Source organism: Stenotrophomonas sp., from assembly GCF_050737575.1.
Taxonomy (GTDB): domain Bacteria; phylum Pseudomonadota; class Gammaproteobacteria; order Xanthomonadales; family Xanthomonadaceae; genus Stenotrophomonas.
In genome coordinates this window covers 40,622-59,228 of sequence record NZ_JBOHXW010000002.1, presented here as the reverse complement: position 1 = coordinate 59,228, position 18,607 = coordinate 40,622, and the positions used below count along the sequence as shown (strand labels likewise).

Here is an 18,607-nt window from a genome sequence, read left to right as displayed (position 1 = left end):
CCTCCCCCGCGCAATCCGGACCCGGCAGCTCCCTCCCGCTGCCGGGTCTTTTTTTGTCCGAAATTCGCCAACGGGTAATCGCTGCGCAGACGCATCGTCCTCTGCAAACGCAGCCCATTGCTGCTGCGCTCCCGTGCCCGGCCAAGCGGTCAGCGCGACCGGGTTCGGATCGCCAAGAACACGCACCGTCGCTCGATGTGAGCGTTCCCATGCGGGTGTCGCAGGACCTTGCACACCGCCGCGGCTGCGCTTGCGCATAGCCGGGCTACAGGTGTTGGCGGAACCCCGCTGGATCTGGCAGATTCGGCAGCCCCGGCAAGCGGTAGACTCTTACGATGTTCAATGCCAATACGCTCACCGGCAGCAAGCCGGAACAGTACGCCCAGCTGCTGGCCCAAGCCCGCGCATTGGTGCATGGCGAAGTCGATCGCATTGCCAATGCCGCCAACCTGTCCGCGCTGGTCTATCACGCACTGCCGCAGCTCAACTGGGTGGGTTTCTATTTCTACGACGGTAAAGAACTCGTCGTCGGCCCGTTCCAGGGCTTGCCCGCGTGCGTGCGCATTCCGTTGCACAAGGGCGTTTGCGGCGCGGCGGCAAGCAGCCGCCAGACGCAACGGATCGAAGATGTGGATGCTTTCCCCGGCCACATCGCCTGTGATTCGGCATCGCGTTCAGAGCTGGTTGTGCCGCTGCTGCGCGACGGCGAATTGATCGGCGTGTTCGATATCGACAGCCCGGTGGTTGCGCGCTTTGATGCCGACGATCAAGCCGGGCTGGAAGCGATTGCCCAGGTGTTCGTCGAGGCGCTGCGGTGAGCACCACCAAGCTGCGCAATATCGGCCCCAAGAGTGCGGCCTGGCTGCGTCAGGTTGGCCTGCGCAGCGAGCAGGATTTGATCATGGTCGGTGCGGTGGGCGCTTTCATGAAAGTGAAGCGCGCGGGCTTCAAGCCCAGCCTCAACCTGCTGTATTCGCTGGAAGGCGCGCTGGTCGGCTGCCATTGGCAGGAAGTACCCGAAGCACGTCGGCAGCAGTTGGTCAGTGAGTACGAAACCGCCGTGGGCGAACTGCCTGCCGCGCGTGGTGCGCAGGTCGCCGGGCCGGTGCATGAAACCCGCATGCAGCAGGATGCGGACGACGAAGAAACCGACGAGATCCGCTTCAGCGAAGATTGATGCGGAGCGTATTGCAGGGCTTCGCTCGCACCCTCATCCGCCCCTTCGGGGCACCTTCTCCCGGTGGGAGAAGGAAGATTGCGTGCACTTCGCAGTTCTAGGAGCGGCGTTCGCCGCGAAGCTATGGATGCGGATCGTACTGCGAGGCTTTGTCCATGCCCTCATCCGCCCCTGCGGGGCACCTTCTCCCATACATGGGAGAAGGGACAGCGGGCAAGGCAGTGCCTTCGCTCAGCCAAGCGGCAACTCAATCCCACCCAACAACACCAGCGCCAACAGCAGCAGGCTCTCGCTGACCTCAACGCTTGCACCCAGGCAGTCGCCGGAAATGCCGCCGAGCGTACGCCGCCAATACATCGCAACCAGCGGCACCAGCAACAACGCCAGCAACAGCGGCCAGGCGACGAAGGCGGTGATCAGCGTCAACGCCGCGGCCCACAGCCACATCGACCGCAGGCTCAACTGCCAGGAAAAACGCTCGGCCATGCCGGCGCCATGCAATGACGGCAGCAGGCGGCTCCACCACAACGTGCCCCAGCGCGCCCACACCGGCACCAGCACGATGCCGTACCAGAGCGGGCTCACTGCCAACTCGGTGAGCAGCACGAATTTCAGCAGCAACTGCATGATCAGCGTGACCACGCCGAACACGCCCATGTGCGGGTCTTTCAACACTTCAAGGAAGCGTTGTGGATCGCGATGCGCGGCACCGAATGCGTCGGCCACATCGCCCAGTCCGTCCAGGTGCAGCGCGCCAGTCACCCACACCCACACCAGCAACGTCAGCACGCCGGCCAGCCACGGGCGTTCGCCAAAACCGTACAGCGGCAACGCCAGCAACACGCCGATGATCGCGCCCACCAGCGGGTAATACACCGCCGAGCGACTGAGATCGTCCTGACGGAACTCCTTCACCTGCGGTGTCGGCAGGCGGGTCAGGAACTGGATGGCGAGGATCAGCCGGCGCGCGATCATGGTTGCCGCAACTCCAGCAGCTCGCCCCACAGGCGTCCGTCTTCATCGCGCTCGACACGCAGGCGCACGCGGGTGCCGTAATCAATGCGTATTGCCCACAACATCGACAACGGCATGCCGCAGATGCGTGAGATGGCCATGCGCAACACGCCGGCATGGCTGACCACCAACACCGGCAGACCATCGCCGTCGTCTTCGTCCACCAAGCGGTGCAGTTGTTCTTCCACGCGCGCCTGGAACTGTTGCCACGATTCGCCGTTGGGCGGCACCACGTCATGCGGTTCTTCGTAGAACGCGGCCAATTGTTCGGCCGGCAGTTCGTCGAAATGCAGGCCGTCCCAATCGCCGAAATCCAGTTCGGCCCAATCCGGATGGATCTCGCAGAACTGATTGCTGCCTGCCACCAGCGCGTGCGCGGTATCCAGCGCGCGACGACGTGGCGAGGTGATCACGCGGCTCCAGCCAATGCCGGCGTGGCAGCGGTACAGCGCGTCCATCGCGCCGTCGATCAATGGTGGATCGGTGCGGCCATCCAGATGCCCCTGGCGACCGGTGGATGCGTGACGCATCAAATCCAGAATCATTGCAGGCCACCGCGATCAGCCACCGATGCTTCGGCAAAGGTCGCCATCTGGTTGTGCAAGGCGCAGGCCATGCGCACCAGCGGCAATGCCAACGCAGCGCCCGAACCTTCCCCCAGGCGCAGATCCAGCGAAAGCAGCGGCTGCGCCTGCAGCGCTTCCAGCAAACGGACATGGCCGCGCTCGGCCGACTGATGCGAAAACAGCAACCATGGCCGCACGCCGGGATTGATGCGCACTGCGGCAAGTGCGGCAGCGCTGACGATGAAGCCATCCACCAGCACCGGCACCTTGCGTTGCGCGACTGCGATCATGGCCGCGCTGATTGCGGCGATTTCCAGACCACCGACGCGCTGCAGGGCTTCGCAGCCGGGCAACGCCGCGCGGTTGATCGCATCACCATGCAGCGTCAACGCGCGGGCAATGATGTTTTTCTTCTGCACCATGCGCACCGCATCCAAGCCGGTGCCGGCGCCGACCAGTTCGTCCAGCGGCAACGGACCAAGCACGGCGGCGAGCGCGCTGGCAGCCGTGGTATTGCCGATGCCCATTTCGCCGAACACCAACAGCTCGGCGCCATCGACACAGGCCGCTTCCACCGCGCGACGACCGGCGGCGAATGCGGCGTCCAGATCGGTGGCCGACATCGCCGGGCCGGTGCTGAAGTCATCCGTGCCTGCGCGGGCTTTATCGCTGACCACGCCGGTGATGGGCGCGCTGGCACGACTGCCGACATCCCACACATGCAGCGGCAGGCCCAGTTCGCGCGCCAGCACGGCAATGGCGGCGCCGCCACCGGCGAAGTTGCGCAACATCTGCACGGTGACTTCGGCCGGGTACGCCGACACACCCTGCCCGGTCACGCCATGGTCAGCGGCAAACACCACCACCGGCACGCGTTGCGCCTGTGGCGTATCGGTGGCCTGCAAGGCGGCCAACTCGATGGCCAGCGTTTCCAATCGACCCAGCGCACCTTCGGGCTTGGTCAGCTGGCGCTGGCGGACGATGGCACGCTGGCGGTGTTCCTGCGACGGCAGCCCACAGGCTTGCTCGAACCATGTTTCTGTCACGACTGTTCCAAATACTGCGACTGCGGTGCGCATTCTAGCCGGACGGCCGGAAACAGGACGGCGGACGCGCGCAGGAACGACCGTGGCCGCGAAGCTGACGATGCAACCGCTACAGACAACATGCCTGCAATTGCGGATTGGTCCGCAGGTGGTGGCTCTGTTTGCTTCGCGGCCAAGCCCGCTCCCACGGCTCGGGTGCTGGGTCTCCGGCACTTGATCGTGCGGCTCCTGACATTCGTTCAGTACCGTCCCTGCGTCATGGCATAGAATGCGCGCACTTTCGGGTGACCGACCGGCATACGCCGGCCGGTTGAAACGGGAAGCCGGTGCCGCACACGGTTGGAATTCCAGCCGCTCGCCATTCCGGCACTGCCCCCGCAACGGTAAGCAGGACAAGATCAGGCAATACCGCCACTGTGCAAGGCACGGGAAGGCGCCTGGTCGGAAGCAGCCACGCTGCTTCGCCTGCGAGTCCGGAGACCGGCCCGAAAGCCGACTGGTTGCGATGCGGAGGGCATGGCGGCGGCTGTGGCGCCGTGTGCGCGACCTCCGTCACTTCCCTCTCATGGCAGCCCAACCCATCCGCCTGCGCGGGAGCGTGCAGGTCCAGGAGCCTCCATGAAACTGCATTACCACACCCTTTCCCTCGCCCTGGCGCTGGCATTGCCGGCCGTTGCCGCTGCCCAGAACGCACCGACCGAGCTGGACGACGTCACCGTCACCGCTACCCGTACCCCGGTTGTCCTCAAGGACAGCGTGGTGCCGGTACAGCTGATCAACCGTGACCAGATCGACCGCAGCCAGGCCAACACCGTGCTGGAACTGCTGCGCGGCCGCGCCGGTCTGGATTTCGTCAACCAGGGCGGCACCGGCAAGATCACCTCGCTGTTCCTGCGTGGCAGCAACTCCAACCAGGTGCTGGTGCTGGTGGACGGCGTGCGCGTGGGCTCGGCCACCAGCGGCATGGCTGCGCTGCAGGACCTGCCGGTCGACCAGATCGAGCGCGTTGAGATCGTGCGCGGCCCGCGTTCCAGCCTGTACGGCTCTGAAGCCATTGGCGGCGTGATCCAGATCTTCACCCGCACCGCTGGCAAGGGCCTGCAGCAGAACCTGTCGCTGACCGCAGGCAGCAACAACCTGCGCCAGGCCAGCGCCGGCTTCAGCAATCGTGGTGAGCGCGGCTGGATCTCGGCCCAGGGCGGCTACCAGAAGACCGATGGCATCAATGCCTGCAACGGCTCGTCCGCCCTGTTCCAGGGCTGCTATGTGGAAGAGCCCGACCGCGATGGCTACCGCAACACCTCCATCAACGTGCGCGCCGGCTATGCGTTGACCGACACGCTGAGCCTGGAAGGCCACGTACTCAACGCCGACAGCTTCAACGAATACGACGGCAGCATCTTCGGTGGCAATGAAGCCGAGAATCTGCAGCAGGTTTACGGCGGCAAGCTGGCATGGGCGGCATCCGATGCGTTCCAGTTGATCGCACAGGTCGGCCGCAACCGTGACCAGGCCGACAACTACTTTGCTGCCGACGGCAGCCGCACCTTCGCCAGCAACTTCGACACGCGTCGCGATACCGCCAGCGTGCAGGGCGACATCCAGCTCGCTGAAGGCCAGCAGCTGACCGCCGGTGTCGATTGGCAGAACGACAAGGTCACCAGCTCCACCGCATTCAACATCAACGACCGCGACAACACCGGCGTGTTCGTCGAGTACCAGGGCCAGTTCGGCGCGCACTCGCTGCAGGCCAGCGTGCGCAATGACGACAACGAACAGTTCGGCAACCACACCACCGGCAGCCTGGGTTACGGCTTCGCCTTCGGCAACGGCTTCCGCCTGACCGCCAGCGCCGGCACCGGCTTCAAGGCACCGACCTTCAACGACCTGTACTACCCGGGCTTCAGCAACCCGGACCTGAAGCCGGAAGAATCCAAGAGCCTGAACCTCGGCATCGCGCAGTACGCCGACAACTGGAACTGGACCTTCAACGCCTACGAAACCCGCATCGATCAGCTGATCGGCTACGACAGCAACTTCGATCTGGTCAACGTGGCCGAAGCCCGCATCCGTGGTGCCGAGCTGACCGGTTACCTGTCGCTGGCAGGGTTCGACATCAACGCGCAGGCCAGCTTCACCGACCCGCGTGACCACACCTCCGGTGCTGCTACCTACGACAACCTGCTGGCTCGCCGCGCGCGCACCAGCGGTCGTCTGGATGTGGACAAGCGCTTCGGCCCGCTGCGTCTTGGCGTGACCGCTGCGGGCAGCGGCCACCGCTTCGACAACGCCGCCAACACGGTGCGTCTGGCCGGTTACGGCACCCTGGATGTGCGCGTTGAGTACGCCATCAACGATGCATGGAGCGTGCAGGCCAAGGCCGCCAACGTGTTCGACCGCGAGTACGAAACCATTGCCTGGTACAACCAGCCGGGCCGTGAGTACCAGCTGACCCTGCGTTACCGCTCCGCCAACTGAGCCCAAGGGGTTCGATGGTGAGGCAATGCCCCGGTGTGATCGCCGGGGCATTTTTTTGGGCGCACGAATGTCGGTGGAGCGGAGTCGTGCTCCGCTGGGGCGTTATCGGTGGAGCATCTGCCGAGCATGGCTCGGCACTACGGTGATTCCTTTTGAACGGCCAGGCGTCGCGCGACCCCTCTCCCCAACCCCTCTCCCGCAAGGGGAGAGGGGCTTGAATGCTGCGATCTGTGCAAACCGGCGCAGAGCGGAGCTATGGTCCGTCGGAGCTTTGCTTGAAGCCCCTCTCCCCTCGCGGGGCGACGGAGAGCAGCTTGCGAATCACTGATTCGCTGCGCTCCTAGCGCCTTCGCGTCTAGCGAAGGCTGGGGCGCGGAGCGGGGGTTGGGGAGAGGGGGCAGCGCGAACACTGATTCACCACGCGTGGTGCCGCTCACTCGTCGCAAGGCACCACCAGCGGCACGCCGCGTGTGGGGTGCTCGATCACCTGCACCGGCTGTGCGTAGACCTGTGCGATGGTCTCGCGGGTGAGTACCTCGCGTGGCGTGCCATCGGCGGCGATGCGGCCTTCGCACAGCATCACGATGCGGTCTGCGTAGGCCGAGGCGAGATTGAGGTCATGCAGCACCACCACCACACAACGCCCTTGCCGGGCGAATTCGCGAGCGCTGTGCAGGGTGCGTTCCTGATGGCGCAGGTCGAGCGCGGCGGTGGGTTCGTCCAGCAGCAGTACCGGCGTGCGCTGCACCAGCGCGCGGGCCAGCGAGGTGCGGGCCGCTTCGCCGCCGGACAAGGTCTGCACGTCGCGCGCAGCCAATGCGCTGACATCCACTTCAGTCAGTGCTTCGTCAACGATGCGGGTGTCTTCCGCAGGATCGGCCGGATGCGGCAAGCGCCCCATCGCCACCACTTCGCGCACGCTGAAGGCAAAATGTACGGCGTGATCCTGCGCCATCACCGCACGCTGCAATGCCAGCTCGCGCACCGGCCATTCGGCTAACGCGCGACCGTGCAGCAGCGCATCGCCGTGATCCGGCGCGATGTCACCGGCAAGCACGGCCAACAGCGTGGATTTTCCGGCACCGTTGGGGCCAACCAGCGCGATAAGGCTGCCCGCCTGCAGGTGGAGGCTGACATCGGCAAGCACGTGCCGGTTGCCACGTCGCACGCTGGCATTGCGCAGCGCCAGCAAGGGTGTGCTCATGCCTGCCCCCTGCCACGCTTGCGCAGCACCAGCCACAGGAAGAACGGTGCGCCCAGCGCGGCGGAAAACAGCCCCAGTGGAATTTCCGACGGCGGATCCAGCGTGCGTGCCGCCGTGTCGGCCACCACGATCAGCAAGGCACCGGTCACGCCCGACAACGGCAATAGCCAGCGATGGCCCGGGCCCGCCAGCATGCGCACCAGGTGCGGCACCACCAGACCCACAAAACTGACGCTGCCGGCGAAGGCCACTGCCGCGCCTACCAGCAACGCACTGAAGGCCACCAACAACAGTCGCGTGCGGGCGACGTCCAGACCAATGTGGCGCGCTTGTCGCTCGCCCAGCGCCAGCATGTCCAGCGCCGTCGCCAACCGGCACAGCGCCAACAGGCCGATGACGAACACCGGCGCGGCGGCCACCACATCACTCCAGCTGGCCTGGGCCAGCGAGCCCATCTGCCAGAACACCAGCGACTGCAACTCGCTCTCGCTGGCGATGTAGGTCAAAAAGCCCACCGCCGCCGAACAGCCTGCGCCAATGGCGATGCCGACCAGCAGCAAGGTGGCGGTGCCCTCGCCGCGCCCGGGCCGCGCCAACAGATAAATCAACGTGGTGGCCGCTGCGCCGCCGGCAAACGCCGCCAACGGAATCAGCCACACGCCGAGCGCACCGGCACCCAGCACGATGGCAGCGACCGCGCCCAGCGCTGCGCCCTGACTGACGCCGACAATGCCGGGGTCCGCCAGCGGATTACCAAACAGGCCTTGCAAGGCAACGCCGGCCATCGCCAGCGATGCGCCCACCAGCGCACCCAGCAGCGCGCGCGGAATACGCAACTGCCAGACCACGCCCATGTCGCGCGCACCCACCGCGTGCGGATCGGCCAAACCAAACTTTGCCGCGATGGCCTGCAGCACATCGGCCGGCGGCAACTTCAATGGCCCAGTGCCGAACGACAACAGCACCGCGCCCAGCAGCACCGCCAGCACTATCCACAACAACAGCGCGCCGTTGGGCCGCCGGACCTGCCCGGACATCATCCGCGCGAGAGTTCCGCCAAGGCCTGCGCCAACGCCAGCGCACCGGCACCGGAACCCACACTGGTGGACTTCAGTTCAACATCGGGCATCACCCAGACACGATTGGCGGCGCCAGCCGGTGTGTGCTTCAAGGTTGGATACGCCTTCCACAGACCGGCTTCGCCACCGAACAGACGCAGATCGTTCTCCGTCACCAGAATCACCTCCGGTGCCGCCGCAACAACACCCTCGTTGCTGAGCTGCGAATAGTTGGCCACGCCGGCCTCCTCGCCAATGTTGATGCCGCCGGCAATGGTGATCAGCTGATTGGCCGCGCTGTCGGCACCGGCAACCGTTGGCAACCCGCCCGCGCCACTGGCCGACAAGGCAATCACGCGTGGACGCGTTGCATTACCCGCTGCGATGGCCACTGCCTGATCGAGTTGTGCCTGCACCTTGTCGGCCAACTCACGGCCCGGCTGCGACAGGCCCAGTGCATCGGCCACCTTGCGCACTTTGTCGGCCGGCGGCTGCAGATCATCAATCACCACGGCGGCATGATCGGTCGCACGCAGGCGCTCGGCCAACACGGCGTGACGACGCAGACTGTTGCCAAGGAACACGCTGCCGCCCAGGCTCAACACGCCTTCCACGCCGGTGGTGCGGTTGAACAGGAAGTGCTTCTCCGCCGCGATGCCCGCGGCCGTTGCCGAGCGCTCCGGCGCGGCATAGACATTGGCACCAAGGCCCAGCGCTTCGATCACTGCGATCACATCATCGCCACCGGCAACAATCCGGCGGATGTCGCTGACCTCGACCTCAGCGCCATCATCCGAACGCACCTTGGTCGGCAACTGCGGTGCAACGGCGGCGACGTGCGGCACATCCTTGCCGGCGACGCGCTTCCAGCCCTGCGGCAATGCGTCGGCTTCAGCGCTTTCATTCGCAGGCACGATGACGCCAGCGTCAGGCGGTGTCGGGCTGCGGTCGCAACCGGCAAGCAACACGGCAAGCAACAGGCCAAGGGCCGTCGGCACTGCAGTAGATGTCTTCATCTTCGTATCCTCGGCGATTGTGCTGGCGCACGTTCCATCAAGCCGCCAGCCAATCCTTGATGACAATGCGGGAGATGCCGCTGCTGGCATCTCCCGCGTACGTACTGCGCGGCCACGCACGCGGCGTGGCCGTTGTTCAGCGCTGCTGCGGCACGAAGCGGGTGATGCGATCACCCTTTGCGTCGTCCGCGCCCTTGGACTTGTTGACCGCGAACATCACCGTCTCCGGCCCTTTGCTGACGTGGTTCGGATAGGTGCCGCCGTCGAGATTGGCAACGATCTTGCCGGCCTCATCCACCACGGTCACGGTGCCGGCGGCGCGGTTGCTCACGTAGGCCAGGCGCGTGCTCGGGCTGTAGGACACATTCAACGAACCGGCGCCGACGTAGACGTCGTGCTCGACCTTGGCAGTGGCCGGGTCAACGATCAGCAGGTTGTCACTGCCCTGCGATACCACCAGCAGGCGCTTGGCAACCGGGTTCCATGCAACGCCGATCGCATCACGCGCGCCAACCAACGGGAACACTTTCTCGACCTTGCCGCTTGCGCCGTCGATGATGGCCGCTTCGGCCGCGGCCAGGCTGACGGTGTAGACCTTGCCGGTCGCCGGATCGATATCCAGGCTGCCCGGGGTGAAGGTTTCGCCGCGCTTGCCGGAAGCGATGGTGATGTGGTCCAACTGCTGCAGCGTGCGCGTGTCGAACACGCTGATGTAGTCCGCGCCAGTGGCCGACACATACGCGCGGTTGCGCTGTGCATCCACCACCACGTCTCGCGCATGCGTCACCGCACCAACCGGGAATTGCTTGACCAGCGCCAGATCCGACTGGCGATACACCGCCACCGTGTCCTGGCGGGTGTTGGTCACCCACACCGTGCCGTTGGCGTCGTCCACGCCCACGCCGTACACGGCGTAGAGATTGCCGTCATTGCCGGGTGCCGCCTGCGGCGATACGCGGGCGATGACCTGCAGCGTTTCCGGATCGACCTTGAGCAGCTCGGACTGCTTCACCGGCGGGCGGCCGACCGCGCTGGTCACGAACGCAGCCTTGCTGGCCGGGCTGTAGGCCACTTGATACAAACCCTGCGCCAGTTTGTTGCTGACCGCCTGGATGCGTTCCTGACCAGACAACGGCACCTCGCGCGATACCTGCAATGCGAACACCGACGCCGCATCCGGGCCGGCAGCACGCACCACGATGGGTTGCGCGCCGGCCACGGCGTCGGCCGGAATCGCCAGCGTGCCACTGAACTTGCCTTCGCCATCGACGATGTAAGGCTGCGGATTGAGCACGGTGTCACCGCGCAGCAACGTTACCTTTTGTCCCGGCGTGAAGTCCTTGCCTTCGATACCGGTTTCGCCGCCCGGCAATACCACCGGTGCGGTGGCACGCACGCTCCCGGTGAAATGTTTGTCCGGCTGCGCGAACACCTGGGCACCGGCCACGCCGGTTGCCAGCATCAGAGCCAACCCAAGCAACTGCGGACGCGCAGCGCGGGCGGTGTGTGGAAGAGCATGTGAGCGAACGTTTGCCATGGGGCAGTACCTATTGGGTTGCTGCATGCGTTGCATGCGACGGGGTTTCTGCCTGGGCTATCACGCTGCCTGGGTAATGGATTGTTCCGCGGCCCGCGCCGATTGGCGGCTACAGGCCGATCAGGTCACGGGCGCGGCTCACCACTGCGATCACGCACACCGGTAATTTCATGCAGCGCGCGCATCAACGAGGCGCGGAACATCGGGCCGTGGCCCAGTCCTTCAAACTGGTGATACTCGACATTCAAACCGGGCACCTGCCGCAGTCGCGCCGACAGCTGCTCGGCCGCGTCGGACGGCGCACCGGAAACGCGTTTGAGATGCGCCAGCACACGCGGGTTGTTCATGTCGCGTTTGCTGGTGTCGCGGTCACGCTCACCGCCGCCGAGCATCATCAAGACGCGCGCACGGTGGCCGGCGTTGTTGCCGATGAACTGCTGCTCCGGCGCGCCCAACATCATTCCCTGCTGCCACCACAGCGACGGACTGGCCGGTACGTAGGTCTGGAACGCGCCACCGCGTGTGTACAAGGCATGCAGCACGAACAGGCCGCCGAGCGAATGGCCCCACAGCGCTTGCTGATCGGCGTCCACCGCCACCCGCTGTGCCACCTGCGGACGAATGCGACGCTCCAGCACTTCCAGGAACGCATCGGCGCCGCCGCCAACTGCCGCGCCGCCTTCGTCCGGTGCTTCGGCCGACGGCGTGTAGTCACGGGTACGCGCAGGAGAATCGATGCGCTGCTGATTGTCGTAGCCGACAAACACCAGCACCGTCGGCTGGGTCTGCGCCAGCTCTTCCAACAACGGCGCATCGAACTCCATCAACGCACCGTTGCCGTCCAGCATCCACAGCGCCGGGAAGCCCGCCTTGGGCACCTTGCCGGCCGGGATGCCGAGGTTGACCCGCCACGTCCGCAGGCCGTCATCACTGCACACCACAAACCGCTCGAAGCGATAGTGCGCCGAGCCGGTATCGGCCACGGTCTGGCCGATCAACTGTGCCGGGTTGCGCTGCTGTGCCATTGCCGGCGGGCAGAACAGCGATGCCAGCAGCAGCGCCGGCAAGGCAATGAGCAGGAAGTGGATGCGCGAGCGTATGCGGTTGTTCATCGCAGTGCCTGGGTCAGAAACCAACGGTCAGGTTGACCCAGTAGCTGCGACCGGGCTCGTTGTAGGTATCGGCGCCGGCACCGGTTGCACTGGTGCTGGTGGTGCCTTCGCGGAACAGCTGCTTGTCGAACAGATTGTTGATGCCGGCCCCCACACGCACCTTCGGCGTGATCCGGTACTGGCCGCCCAGGCTCCACAGGTCATACGCCGCACGCGTGTCCGGCGGCAGCAACGCACCGGTGGTGCTCGCCTGCGTGGCCGACTCCTGCTTGCCGTAGAAGGTGCCGATCAACATGAACGACAACTGCGCGTTGACCTGCCAATCCAGGAAGGTATTGACGGTGTATTCGGGAATGATCGACAGCGGCTGATCGGTGGTCTTGTCGACGTTCTCGATCATCCAGGTGACGTTGGTATTCCACGACAACACATCGCCGCCACCGATCAGCGGCACCTTCACGTTGCCTTCGACGCCACGGATGATCGCCTCCGGCGCGTTGGTCCACTGGAACACCTGGCCCTTGGTGTCGTTGGTGATGCCGATGCGCTCCTGGCCAGCAACGATCTTGTTCTTGTAGTCGTTGTGGAAATAGGTGACAGACGCATGCCAGCCATTGTCCGGCGCCCACTCGATGCCGATTTCCTTGTTGATGCTGGTTTCCGGATCAAGATCGGCGTTGCCCATCACATAGCACCCCGAGCCCATGTTCGGGCTCAGCACCGGGCAGCCATTGCCGCGCGTGTAGTACAGGTAATCCGGGTTGGCCTGGTACAGATTCGGCGCCTTGAACGCACGCGCGATGCCGCCCTTGATCGCCCAGTCCTGCGCCAGCTTGAACTGCACGTTGAGGCTGGGGCTGACGTTGTTGCCGAACTGCGAGTGGTGGTCGAAGCGCACGCCCGGTGTCACCGTCCAGCGGTCGCCGATGTACAGGTTGTCTTCGACGAACACGGCCGCGAACTGCTGGTCGGTCTTGCCGGTACGGGTGCCGGTGTAACCCGGGATGCCGCCGCCGGTGCTGGAACTCTGCGTGACCGAGTACGGGTCATCCAACTGCAGGTCACGGTACTCAAAACCGAGCGTCGCCACCTGGTCGATACCGCCCCAGTTCAACGGAACGTTGATTTCGCCATCCACACGCGCCGAGGTCAGCTCGGAGGTGGAGAACGTCGCGCCTTCGTTGATCGAACCTTCCGGGCCGCCGGCCAGGCCTTCGTTGAGACGCGTGTTGTCGGTGTCTTCGTAAGCCGCGGTGATGCGTGAGGTGCCCCAGTCGTAGCTGCCGCGATGGGTCAGACCGAACGAGCGACGCAGCATCACGTTGGTTTCGGCGCCGAACAGATCATTCAAACGCTGGAAGCCGTCGCCACTGACGCCGCGCTCGCCGGAATAGATATTGCCCTGACGGCTGACGCTGGCATCCAGCTCCAGCACATGGTTGTCGTTGATGTCGTAACGCAGCAGGCCGCTGATGTCGCGGTTACGCACGCCTTCACGGCCGGCCGGCGGGGTGACGCCGGTTGCGAAATCCTGGTTGAGTTCCAGCGAATCGGGCTCGGTCTTGTTGACGTTGCCGAACAGGCGGAACGACAGCTGGTCGCTCAACGGGCCGGACAACTGGAAGCCGACGCGCTCGCTGTCGCCTTCGGCGCTGTGCTCGGCCTGGCTGCCATACAGCGTGAGCGAGCCGGTGAGATCGCCGGTCGGCTTCTTGGTGATGATGTTGACCACGCCGCCGGATGCACCGGAGCCGTAACGCGCCGCCGCCGGGCCGCGCAGCACTTCGATGCGTTCCACCGCTTCGGCCGGCACCCAGTTGCTGTCGCCACGGCTGTTGCGCTCACCGCTGCGGCCCATGCGCACCGAATCGCGCGAGCTCACCGGACGGCCGTCGATCAGGATCAAGGTGTTTTCCGGGCCCATGCCACGGATGTCGATCTGGCGGAAATTGCCGTAGGAACCCGATGCGGTATTGCCGGTGAGATTGATGCCCGGCATGCGGCGGATCACGTCAGACAGATCGTTGGCCGGCGGCATGCGCTCCAGATCCACCGAGGTGATGACCGACGTACCCAATGCCTGTCGCGCGATCTGCTCCGCGGTGACGTGCACCGTGTCGATATCGGTGGCATCCGGCGCGCCTTCGGCAGCAGCGGAGCCAGCAACCAATACGGACAGGGTCAGCGCAACGGCAAGCGGACGACGGGGCAACAGAGCACGCGCGGACAACCGCGACGAAGAACGACGGGACATGGGGGAAGCCTCTCGACAGTGGGGTGCGAACCTCTGGCGAACGGCTTGAGGTACGGCAGGATCGATTGCAGCTGCCGGAAAAAGACGCCAGGCGACTGCGTGATGGCCGTCATTCTACATCAAATGATAATGATTATTACTAACTTTAAGGAATGACATTCCACTCCTTCGATAGAGCGCAGCTATGCGCCACACGGGTGCCCACACCGAGAAAAGCTTAACGCCCCGTTTCCCGCCACTCCGCAACAGGGCGGTGACGCAAGACCGTGCACCGCTGCGGCTTCCCGTGAAAGCCTGCTGCGGCGCATGGCCCGGCGTTACCGGAGTGGCTCAGATGATCTGCAGCAACGCCGGCATGTCATCGATCACCGCGATTGCATCGGCCGCGTCCAGATCCAGATCGCGCGTATAGCCATAGCGCACCAGCACGATGGGCATGCCAGCATTGTTGGCCGCATGCAGGTCGGTCGCCGAATCGCCCACCATCACGCAGTGCGGAACCGGCTGGCCCAACAGCTGCGCCACATGCTGCAACGGCTCCGGCGCCGGCTTGCGCTGCGGCAGCGAATCGCCGCCGATGATGTGCGCGAAGAATCCATCAATCCCCAGGTGCTTCAACAACGGCGGCACCAAGGCCACCGGCTTGTTGGTGCAGATAGCCATCGGCAAGCCGCGTTGCTGCAGGGCTTCCAGCGTTTCGGTCACACCGTCATACAGACGCGGGCTGCGCAACAGACACGCGTGGTAATGACGCATGAAGCCGGGCATCACCTCATCCAGCGCGCGATCACACCCGGCATCGCGCAATGCAGTCGTCACAAGCTTGCGCACGCCTTCCCCGATCCAACTGCGCACCGTGGCTTCACTCACACGCGGCAACGACAGGTCCTCAAGCATGCGGTTCACCGCTTCAGCGATATCACTCGCGCTGTCCACCAGCGTGCCATCCAGATCAAACACCACCGCCGACGTTGCCACGTGCACGCACTCCACTACGGAAAGCGGGTGATTGTAGCGGCGGCGGACGAAATGGCCTGGGCGTTATGCGACGCCCCCTCTCCCCAACACAGCGCCACTCAATCATCCAACTCCACATCCCGGAACAAATCCCCCTGCACCACCACGTCCTCGCGATCACGAAAACCCGACAAGCCCACGCCCACCAACCGATACAAGGTGTCCGCCGGCAGCTGCACGCGCTGGCACAGCGCCAGGGCGATATCGCGCAGCTCTTCCACTGACATCGGCGGCGTGTCCGGGGTGAAGCTGCGGGTCAGGATGCGGAACTGTGCGGTCTTGAGCTTGAGCACCACCGTGTGCCCTACCCGTTCGGTGCGTCCGGTGGCGCGCCAGGTTTTTTCTGCCAGCTGGGTGATCACTTCATCGAAGCTGCCCAGCGGCACATCTTCGGCGAAGGTGTCTTCCGAGGAGATCGATTGCACCGGCTGATCCGGTTCCACCGGTCGCTCATCAATGCCACGCGCACGGCGATACAAACTGCCGCCGAAGCTGCCGAACAACGCTTCCAACTGTTCCAGCGGCAGTTCTCTGAGATCGCCGACGGTGGCAATGCCCAATGCCGACAACTTGCCCGCCATCACTTTGCCCACGCCCGGGATGCGGTTGACCGGCAGCGGCGTCAGGAACTGTTCGACGCGTGATGGCGGCACCACGAACTGGCCGTCAGGCTTGCGCCAGTCCGAGGCGACCTTGGCCAGGAACTTGTTCGGCGCGATGCCCGCCGATGCGGTGAGCCCGGTCACTTCACGGATCTGCGCGCGGATGGTGCGGGCAATTTCGGTGGCGATGCCGCCGCAGGTCGGCGACGCGGTCACATCCAAATAGGCCTCGTCCAGTGACAGCGGCTCCACCAGCGGCGTGTGCTGCAGGAAGATTTCCCGGATCTGCCGGGACACCGCCTTGTAGCGGGCGAAGTCCGGCGGCACGAACACCGCGTCCGGGCACAGCCGCTCGGCACGCAGCGCCGGCATCGCCGAGCGCACCCCGAAAGTGCGGGCTTCATAGGAGGCGGCGCAGACCACCGATCGGGCGCCTTTCCAGGCCACCACCACCGGCCGTCCGCGCAAATTGGGGTCATCACGCTGCTCCACGGACGCGTAGAAGGCGTCCATGTCGACATGGATGATCTTGCGAAGCTGGGCCACGACAACAGTCCGAAACGGTCGTCAACATGATAGCTGTTGTCGCTAAATGCACACTTGTCCTCACAATTGTGCAATTCAATATCGTCGATAACAGCCGCCGAACGGCTGCTAACTGCGGCGAACATACGCAACCGTCCAGTTAAAACATTTGATTGAACGCAGGGGCTGCCGCATGCTCGGCGGCTCGTTCCTGGCTTTGGATTACCCCCGGATGACCCGTCTGCATACGTTCTCGCGTGACCAGTTGCTGGCCAGTGCGCGCGGCGAACTCTTCGGCCCCAACAAGGGCCGCCTGCCCAACGACCCGATGCTGATGTTCGACCGCATCACCGATATCCGCGAGGACGGTGGCGCGCACGGCAAGGGCCTGATCCGGGCCGAGCTCGACATCAAACCGGACCTGTGGTTCTTCGGCTGCCACTTCATCGGCGACCCGGTGATGCCCGGCTGCCTGGGCCTGGATGCCATGTGGCAGCTGACCGGCTTCTTCCTCACCTGGCTGGGCGCCGAAGGCCGTGGCCGTGCGCTGGGCTGTGGCGAGGTCAAGTTCACCGGCCAGGTGCTGCCCAGCGCCAAGCTGGTGCAGTACGAAATCGATGTCTCCCGCGTCATCAACCGCAAGCTGGTGATGGCACAGACCGACGCCCGCATGCTGGTCGACGGCCGCGAGATCTATTCCGCCAAGGACCTGCGCGTGGGCCTGTTCACTTCAACCGAGAGCTTCTGATGCGTCGTGTCGTCATTACCGGCATGGGCATCACGTCCTGCCTTGGCAACGATCTGGATACCGTTTCCAGCGCCCTGCGCGATGGCCGTCCCGGCATCGTCGCTGCACCGGACCACGCCGAAGCCGGCCTGCGTAGCCACGTCACCGGCAAGGTCGATATCGACCTGGACGCCCAGGTGGACCGCAAGCTCAAGCGCTTCATGAGCGATGCGGCGGCGTACAGCTATGTCGCCATGCGCGACGCCATCGCCGATGCCGGCCTGGAAGAAACGCAGGTGAGCAATCCGCGTACCGGCCTGATCGCCGGCTCCGGCGGCGGTTCCAGCGAATGGCAGGTGGAAGCGGCCGATCTGCTGCGCAACCGCGGCGTGCGCAAAGTGGGCCCGTACATGGTGCCGCGCACGATGTGCTCGACGGTGTCGGCCAACCTGGCTACCGCCTTCAGCATCAAGGGCCTGAGCTACTCGCTGTCGGCCGCATGTGCCACCTCGGCGCATTGCATCGGCGCGGCGGCGGATTTGATCCGTCACGGCGCGCAGGACGTCATGTTCGCCGGCGGCGGTGAAGACCTGCATTGGTCGATGAGCGTGATGTTCGACGCCATGGGCGCGTTGTCCACCAGCTTCAACGAAACCCCGGCCAGCGCTTCGCGTCCGTACGACGCCAACCGCGATGGCTTCGTCATCGCTGGCGGCGGCGGCATGCTGGTGCTGGAAGATTACGACCATGCCGTTGCACGCGGTGCCAAGATCTATGCCGAACTGGTGGGTTACGGCGTGACCTCCGACGGCGCCGACATGGTTGCCCCGTCCGGTGAAGGCGCGGTGCGTTGCATGAAGATGGCCATGGCCACCGTGGATCGCCCGATCGATTACCTCAACACCCACGGCACCTCCACGCCGCTGGGCGATGTGACCGAACTGGGTGCGGTGCGTGCGGTGTTCGGCGACGCGGTGCCGCCGCTGTCTTCGACCAAGGCGCTGTCCGGCCACTCGCTGGGTGCCGCCAGCGTGCATGAAGCGATCTTCTGCCTGCTGATGATGCGCGATGGTTTCATGGCCGGCTCGGCCAACATCGAAACGCTGGACGAACGCGCAGAAGGCTTCCCGATCCTGCGCCAGACGCAGGACGCCAAGCTGGACACCGTGATGTCCAACAGCTTCGGTTTCGGCGGCACCAACGCCACGCTGATCTTCGGCCGGGTGTAATGCCCCGATTGAACTGATGCAAAGAAAAACAGCCGCGAAAGCGGC

Annotated in this window: 16 protein-coding genes and 1 riboswitch; of the genes, 5 read left to right on the top strand and 11 right to left on the bottom strand. The window is 64.9% G+C overall.

What is annotated here, in order from left to right; genetic code table 11:
- Window positions 1-335: 335 nt before the first annotated feature.
- Both ACREP4_RS03500 and ACREP4_RS03495 read left to right on the top strand, forming a co-directional pair.
- The gene (locus ACREP4_RS03500) at window positions 336-818 is read left to right on the top strand and encodes a GAF domain-containing protein (RefSeq protein WP_431594827.1); all 483 of its coding nucleotides are present in this window, start codon (window positions 336-338) and stop codon (window positions 816-818) included.
- A complete protein-coding gene (locus ACREP4_RS03495) occupies window positions 815-1,177 on the top strand; it encodes a TfoX/Sxy family protein (protein ID WP_431594826.1) in 363 nt (120 codons plus the stop codon). Before ACREP4_RS03500 ends, ACREP4_RS03495 begins: the two co-directional genes overlap by 4 nt.
- A gap of 231 nt (window positions 1,178-1,408) precedes the next feature.
- Here the strand turns inward: ACREP4_RS03495 and cobS are convergent, their stop codons facing one another.
- From cobS to cobT, 3 genes are read right to left on the bottom strand one after another with little or no spacing between them, the layout of a single operon-like run.
- Window positions 1,409-2,152, bottom strand: coding sequence for an adenosylcobinamide-GDP ribazoletransferase (gene cobS / locus ACREP4_RS03490; protein WP_431594825.1), 744 nt, complete (start codon window positions 2,150-2,152; stop codon window positions 1,409-1,411).
- Window positions 2,149-2,736 (bottom strand): histidine phosphatase family protein, encoded by a 588-nt coding sequence (locus ACREP4_RS03485; RefSeq protein ID WP_431594824.1) that lies wholly within the window; start codon window positions 2,734-2,736, stop codon window positions 2,149-2,151. The genes cobS and ACREP4_RS03485 overlap by 4 nt, the downstream gene beginning before the upstream one ends.
- Entirely contained in the window at window positions 2,733-3,803 is a 1,071-nt protein-coding gene (cobT, locus tag ACREP4_RS03480) for a nicotinate-nucleotide--dimethylbenzimidazole phosphoribosyltransferase (protein WP_431594823.1), read from the bottom strand. The genes ACREP4_RS03485 and cobT overlap by 4 nt, the downstream gene beginning before the upstream one ends.
- A 265-nt stretch (window positions 3,804-4,068) precedes the next feature.
- Window positions 4,069-4,306, top strand: a riboswitch (cobalamin riboswitch).
- 115 nt (window positions 4,307-4,421) lie between these two features.
- Between cobT and btuB the strand changes: the two genes are divergently transcribed.
- Complete coding sequence (btuB, locus tag ACREP4_RS03475) at window positions 4,422-6,281, top strand: TonB-dependent vitamin B12 receptor (protein ID WP_431594822.1); 1,860 nt, start codon at window positions 4,422-4,424, stop codon at window positions 6,279-6,281.
- Window positions 6,282-6,714: 433 nt separating this feature from the next.
- On the opposite strand, the gene ACREP4_RS03470 is transcribed toward btuB, so the two are convergent.
- The 8 genes from ACREP4_RS03470 to dinB form a co-directional block, all read right to left on the bottom strand.
- Window positions 6,715-7,485 (bottom strand): heme ABC transporter ATP-binding protein, encoded by a 771-nt coding sequence (locus tag ACREP4_RS03470; protein WP_431594821.1) that lies wholly within the window; start codon window positions 7,483-7,485, stop codon window positions 6,715-6,717.
- Complete coding sequence (locus tag ACREP4_RS03465; protein WP_431594820.1) at window positions 7,482-8,522, bottom strand: FecCD family ABC transporter permease; 1,041 nt, start codon at window positions 8,520-8,522, stop codon at window positions 7,482-7,484. The genes ACREP4_RS03470 and ACREP4_RS03465 overlap by 4 nt, the downstream gene beginning before the upstream one ends.
- Complete coding sequence (locus ACREP4_RS03460; RefSeq protein ID WP_431594819.1) at window positions 8,522-9,559, bottom strand: heme/hemin ABC transporter substrate-binding protein; 1,038 nt, start codon at window positions 9,557-9,559, stop codon at window positions 8,522-8,524. The genes ACREP4_RS03465 and ACREP4_RS03460 overlap by 1 nt, the downstream gene beginning before the upstream one ends.
- Before the next feature lie 136 nt (window positions 9,560-9,695).
- Entirely contained in the window at window positions 9,696-11,096 is a 1,401-nt protein-coding gene (locus tag ACREP4_RS03455; RefSeq protein WP_431594818.1) for a YncE family protein, read from the bottom strand.
- Window positions 11,097-11,221: 125 nt separating this feature from the next.
- The gene (locus ACREP4_RS03450; protein WP_431594817.1) at window positions 11,222-12,208 is read right to left on the bottom strand and encodes an alpha/beta hydrolase; all 987 of its coding nucleotides are present in this window, start codon (window positions 12,206-12,208) and stop codon (window positions 11,222-11,224) included.
- A 13-nt stretch (window positions 12,209-12,221) separates the two neighbouring features.
- On the bottom strand, window positions 12,222-14,438 hold the full coding sequence (locus ACREP4_RS03445) for a TonB-dependent siderophore receptor (RefSeq protein WP_431595306.1): 2,217 nt from the start codon (window positions 14,436-14,438) through the stop codon (window positions 12,222-12,224).
- 354 nt (window positions 14,439-14,792) lie between these two features.
- Window positions 14,793-15,440, bottom strand: coding sequence for a phosphoglycolate phosphatase (locus ACREP4_RS03440; RefSeq protein ID WP_431594816.1), 648 nt, complete (start codon window positions 15,438-15,440; stop codon window positions 14,793-14,795).
- A gap of 98 nt (window positions 15,441-15,538) precedes the next feature.
- Window positions 15,539-16,627 (bottom strand): DNA polymerase IV, encoded by a 1,089-nt coding sequence (gene dinB, locus ACREP4_RS03435; RefSeq protein ID WP_431594815.1) that lies wholly within the window; start codon window positions 16,625-16,627, stop codon window positions 15,539-15,541.
- A 211-nt stretch (window positions 16,628-16,838) separates the two neighbouring features.
- On the opposite strand from dinB, the gene fabA reads away from it, so the two are divergent.
- On the top strand, window positions 16,839-17,354 hold the full coding sequence (gene fabA, locus ACREP4_RS03430) for a 3-hydroxyacyl-[acyl-carrier-protein] dehydratase FabA (RefSeq protein WP_269791148.1): 516 nt from the start codon (window positions 16,839-16,841) through the stop codon (window positions 17,352-17,354).
- Window positions 17,354-18,562: a beta-ketoacyl-ACP synthase I gene (gene fabB / locus ACREP4_RS03425; RefSeq protein ID WP_431594814.1), complete on the top strand. Its 1,209-nt coding sequence runs from the start codon at window positions 17,354-17,356 to the stop codon at window positions 18,560-18,562. Before fabA ends, fabB begins: the two co-directional genes overlap by 1 nt.
- Window positions 18,563-18,607 lie beyond the last annotated feature (45 nt).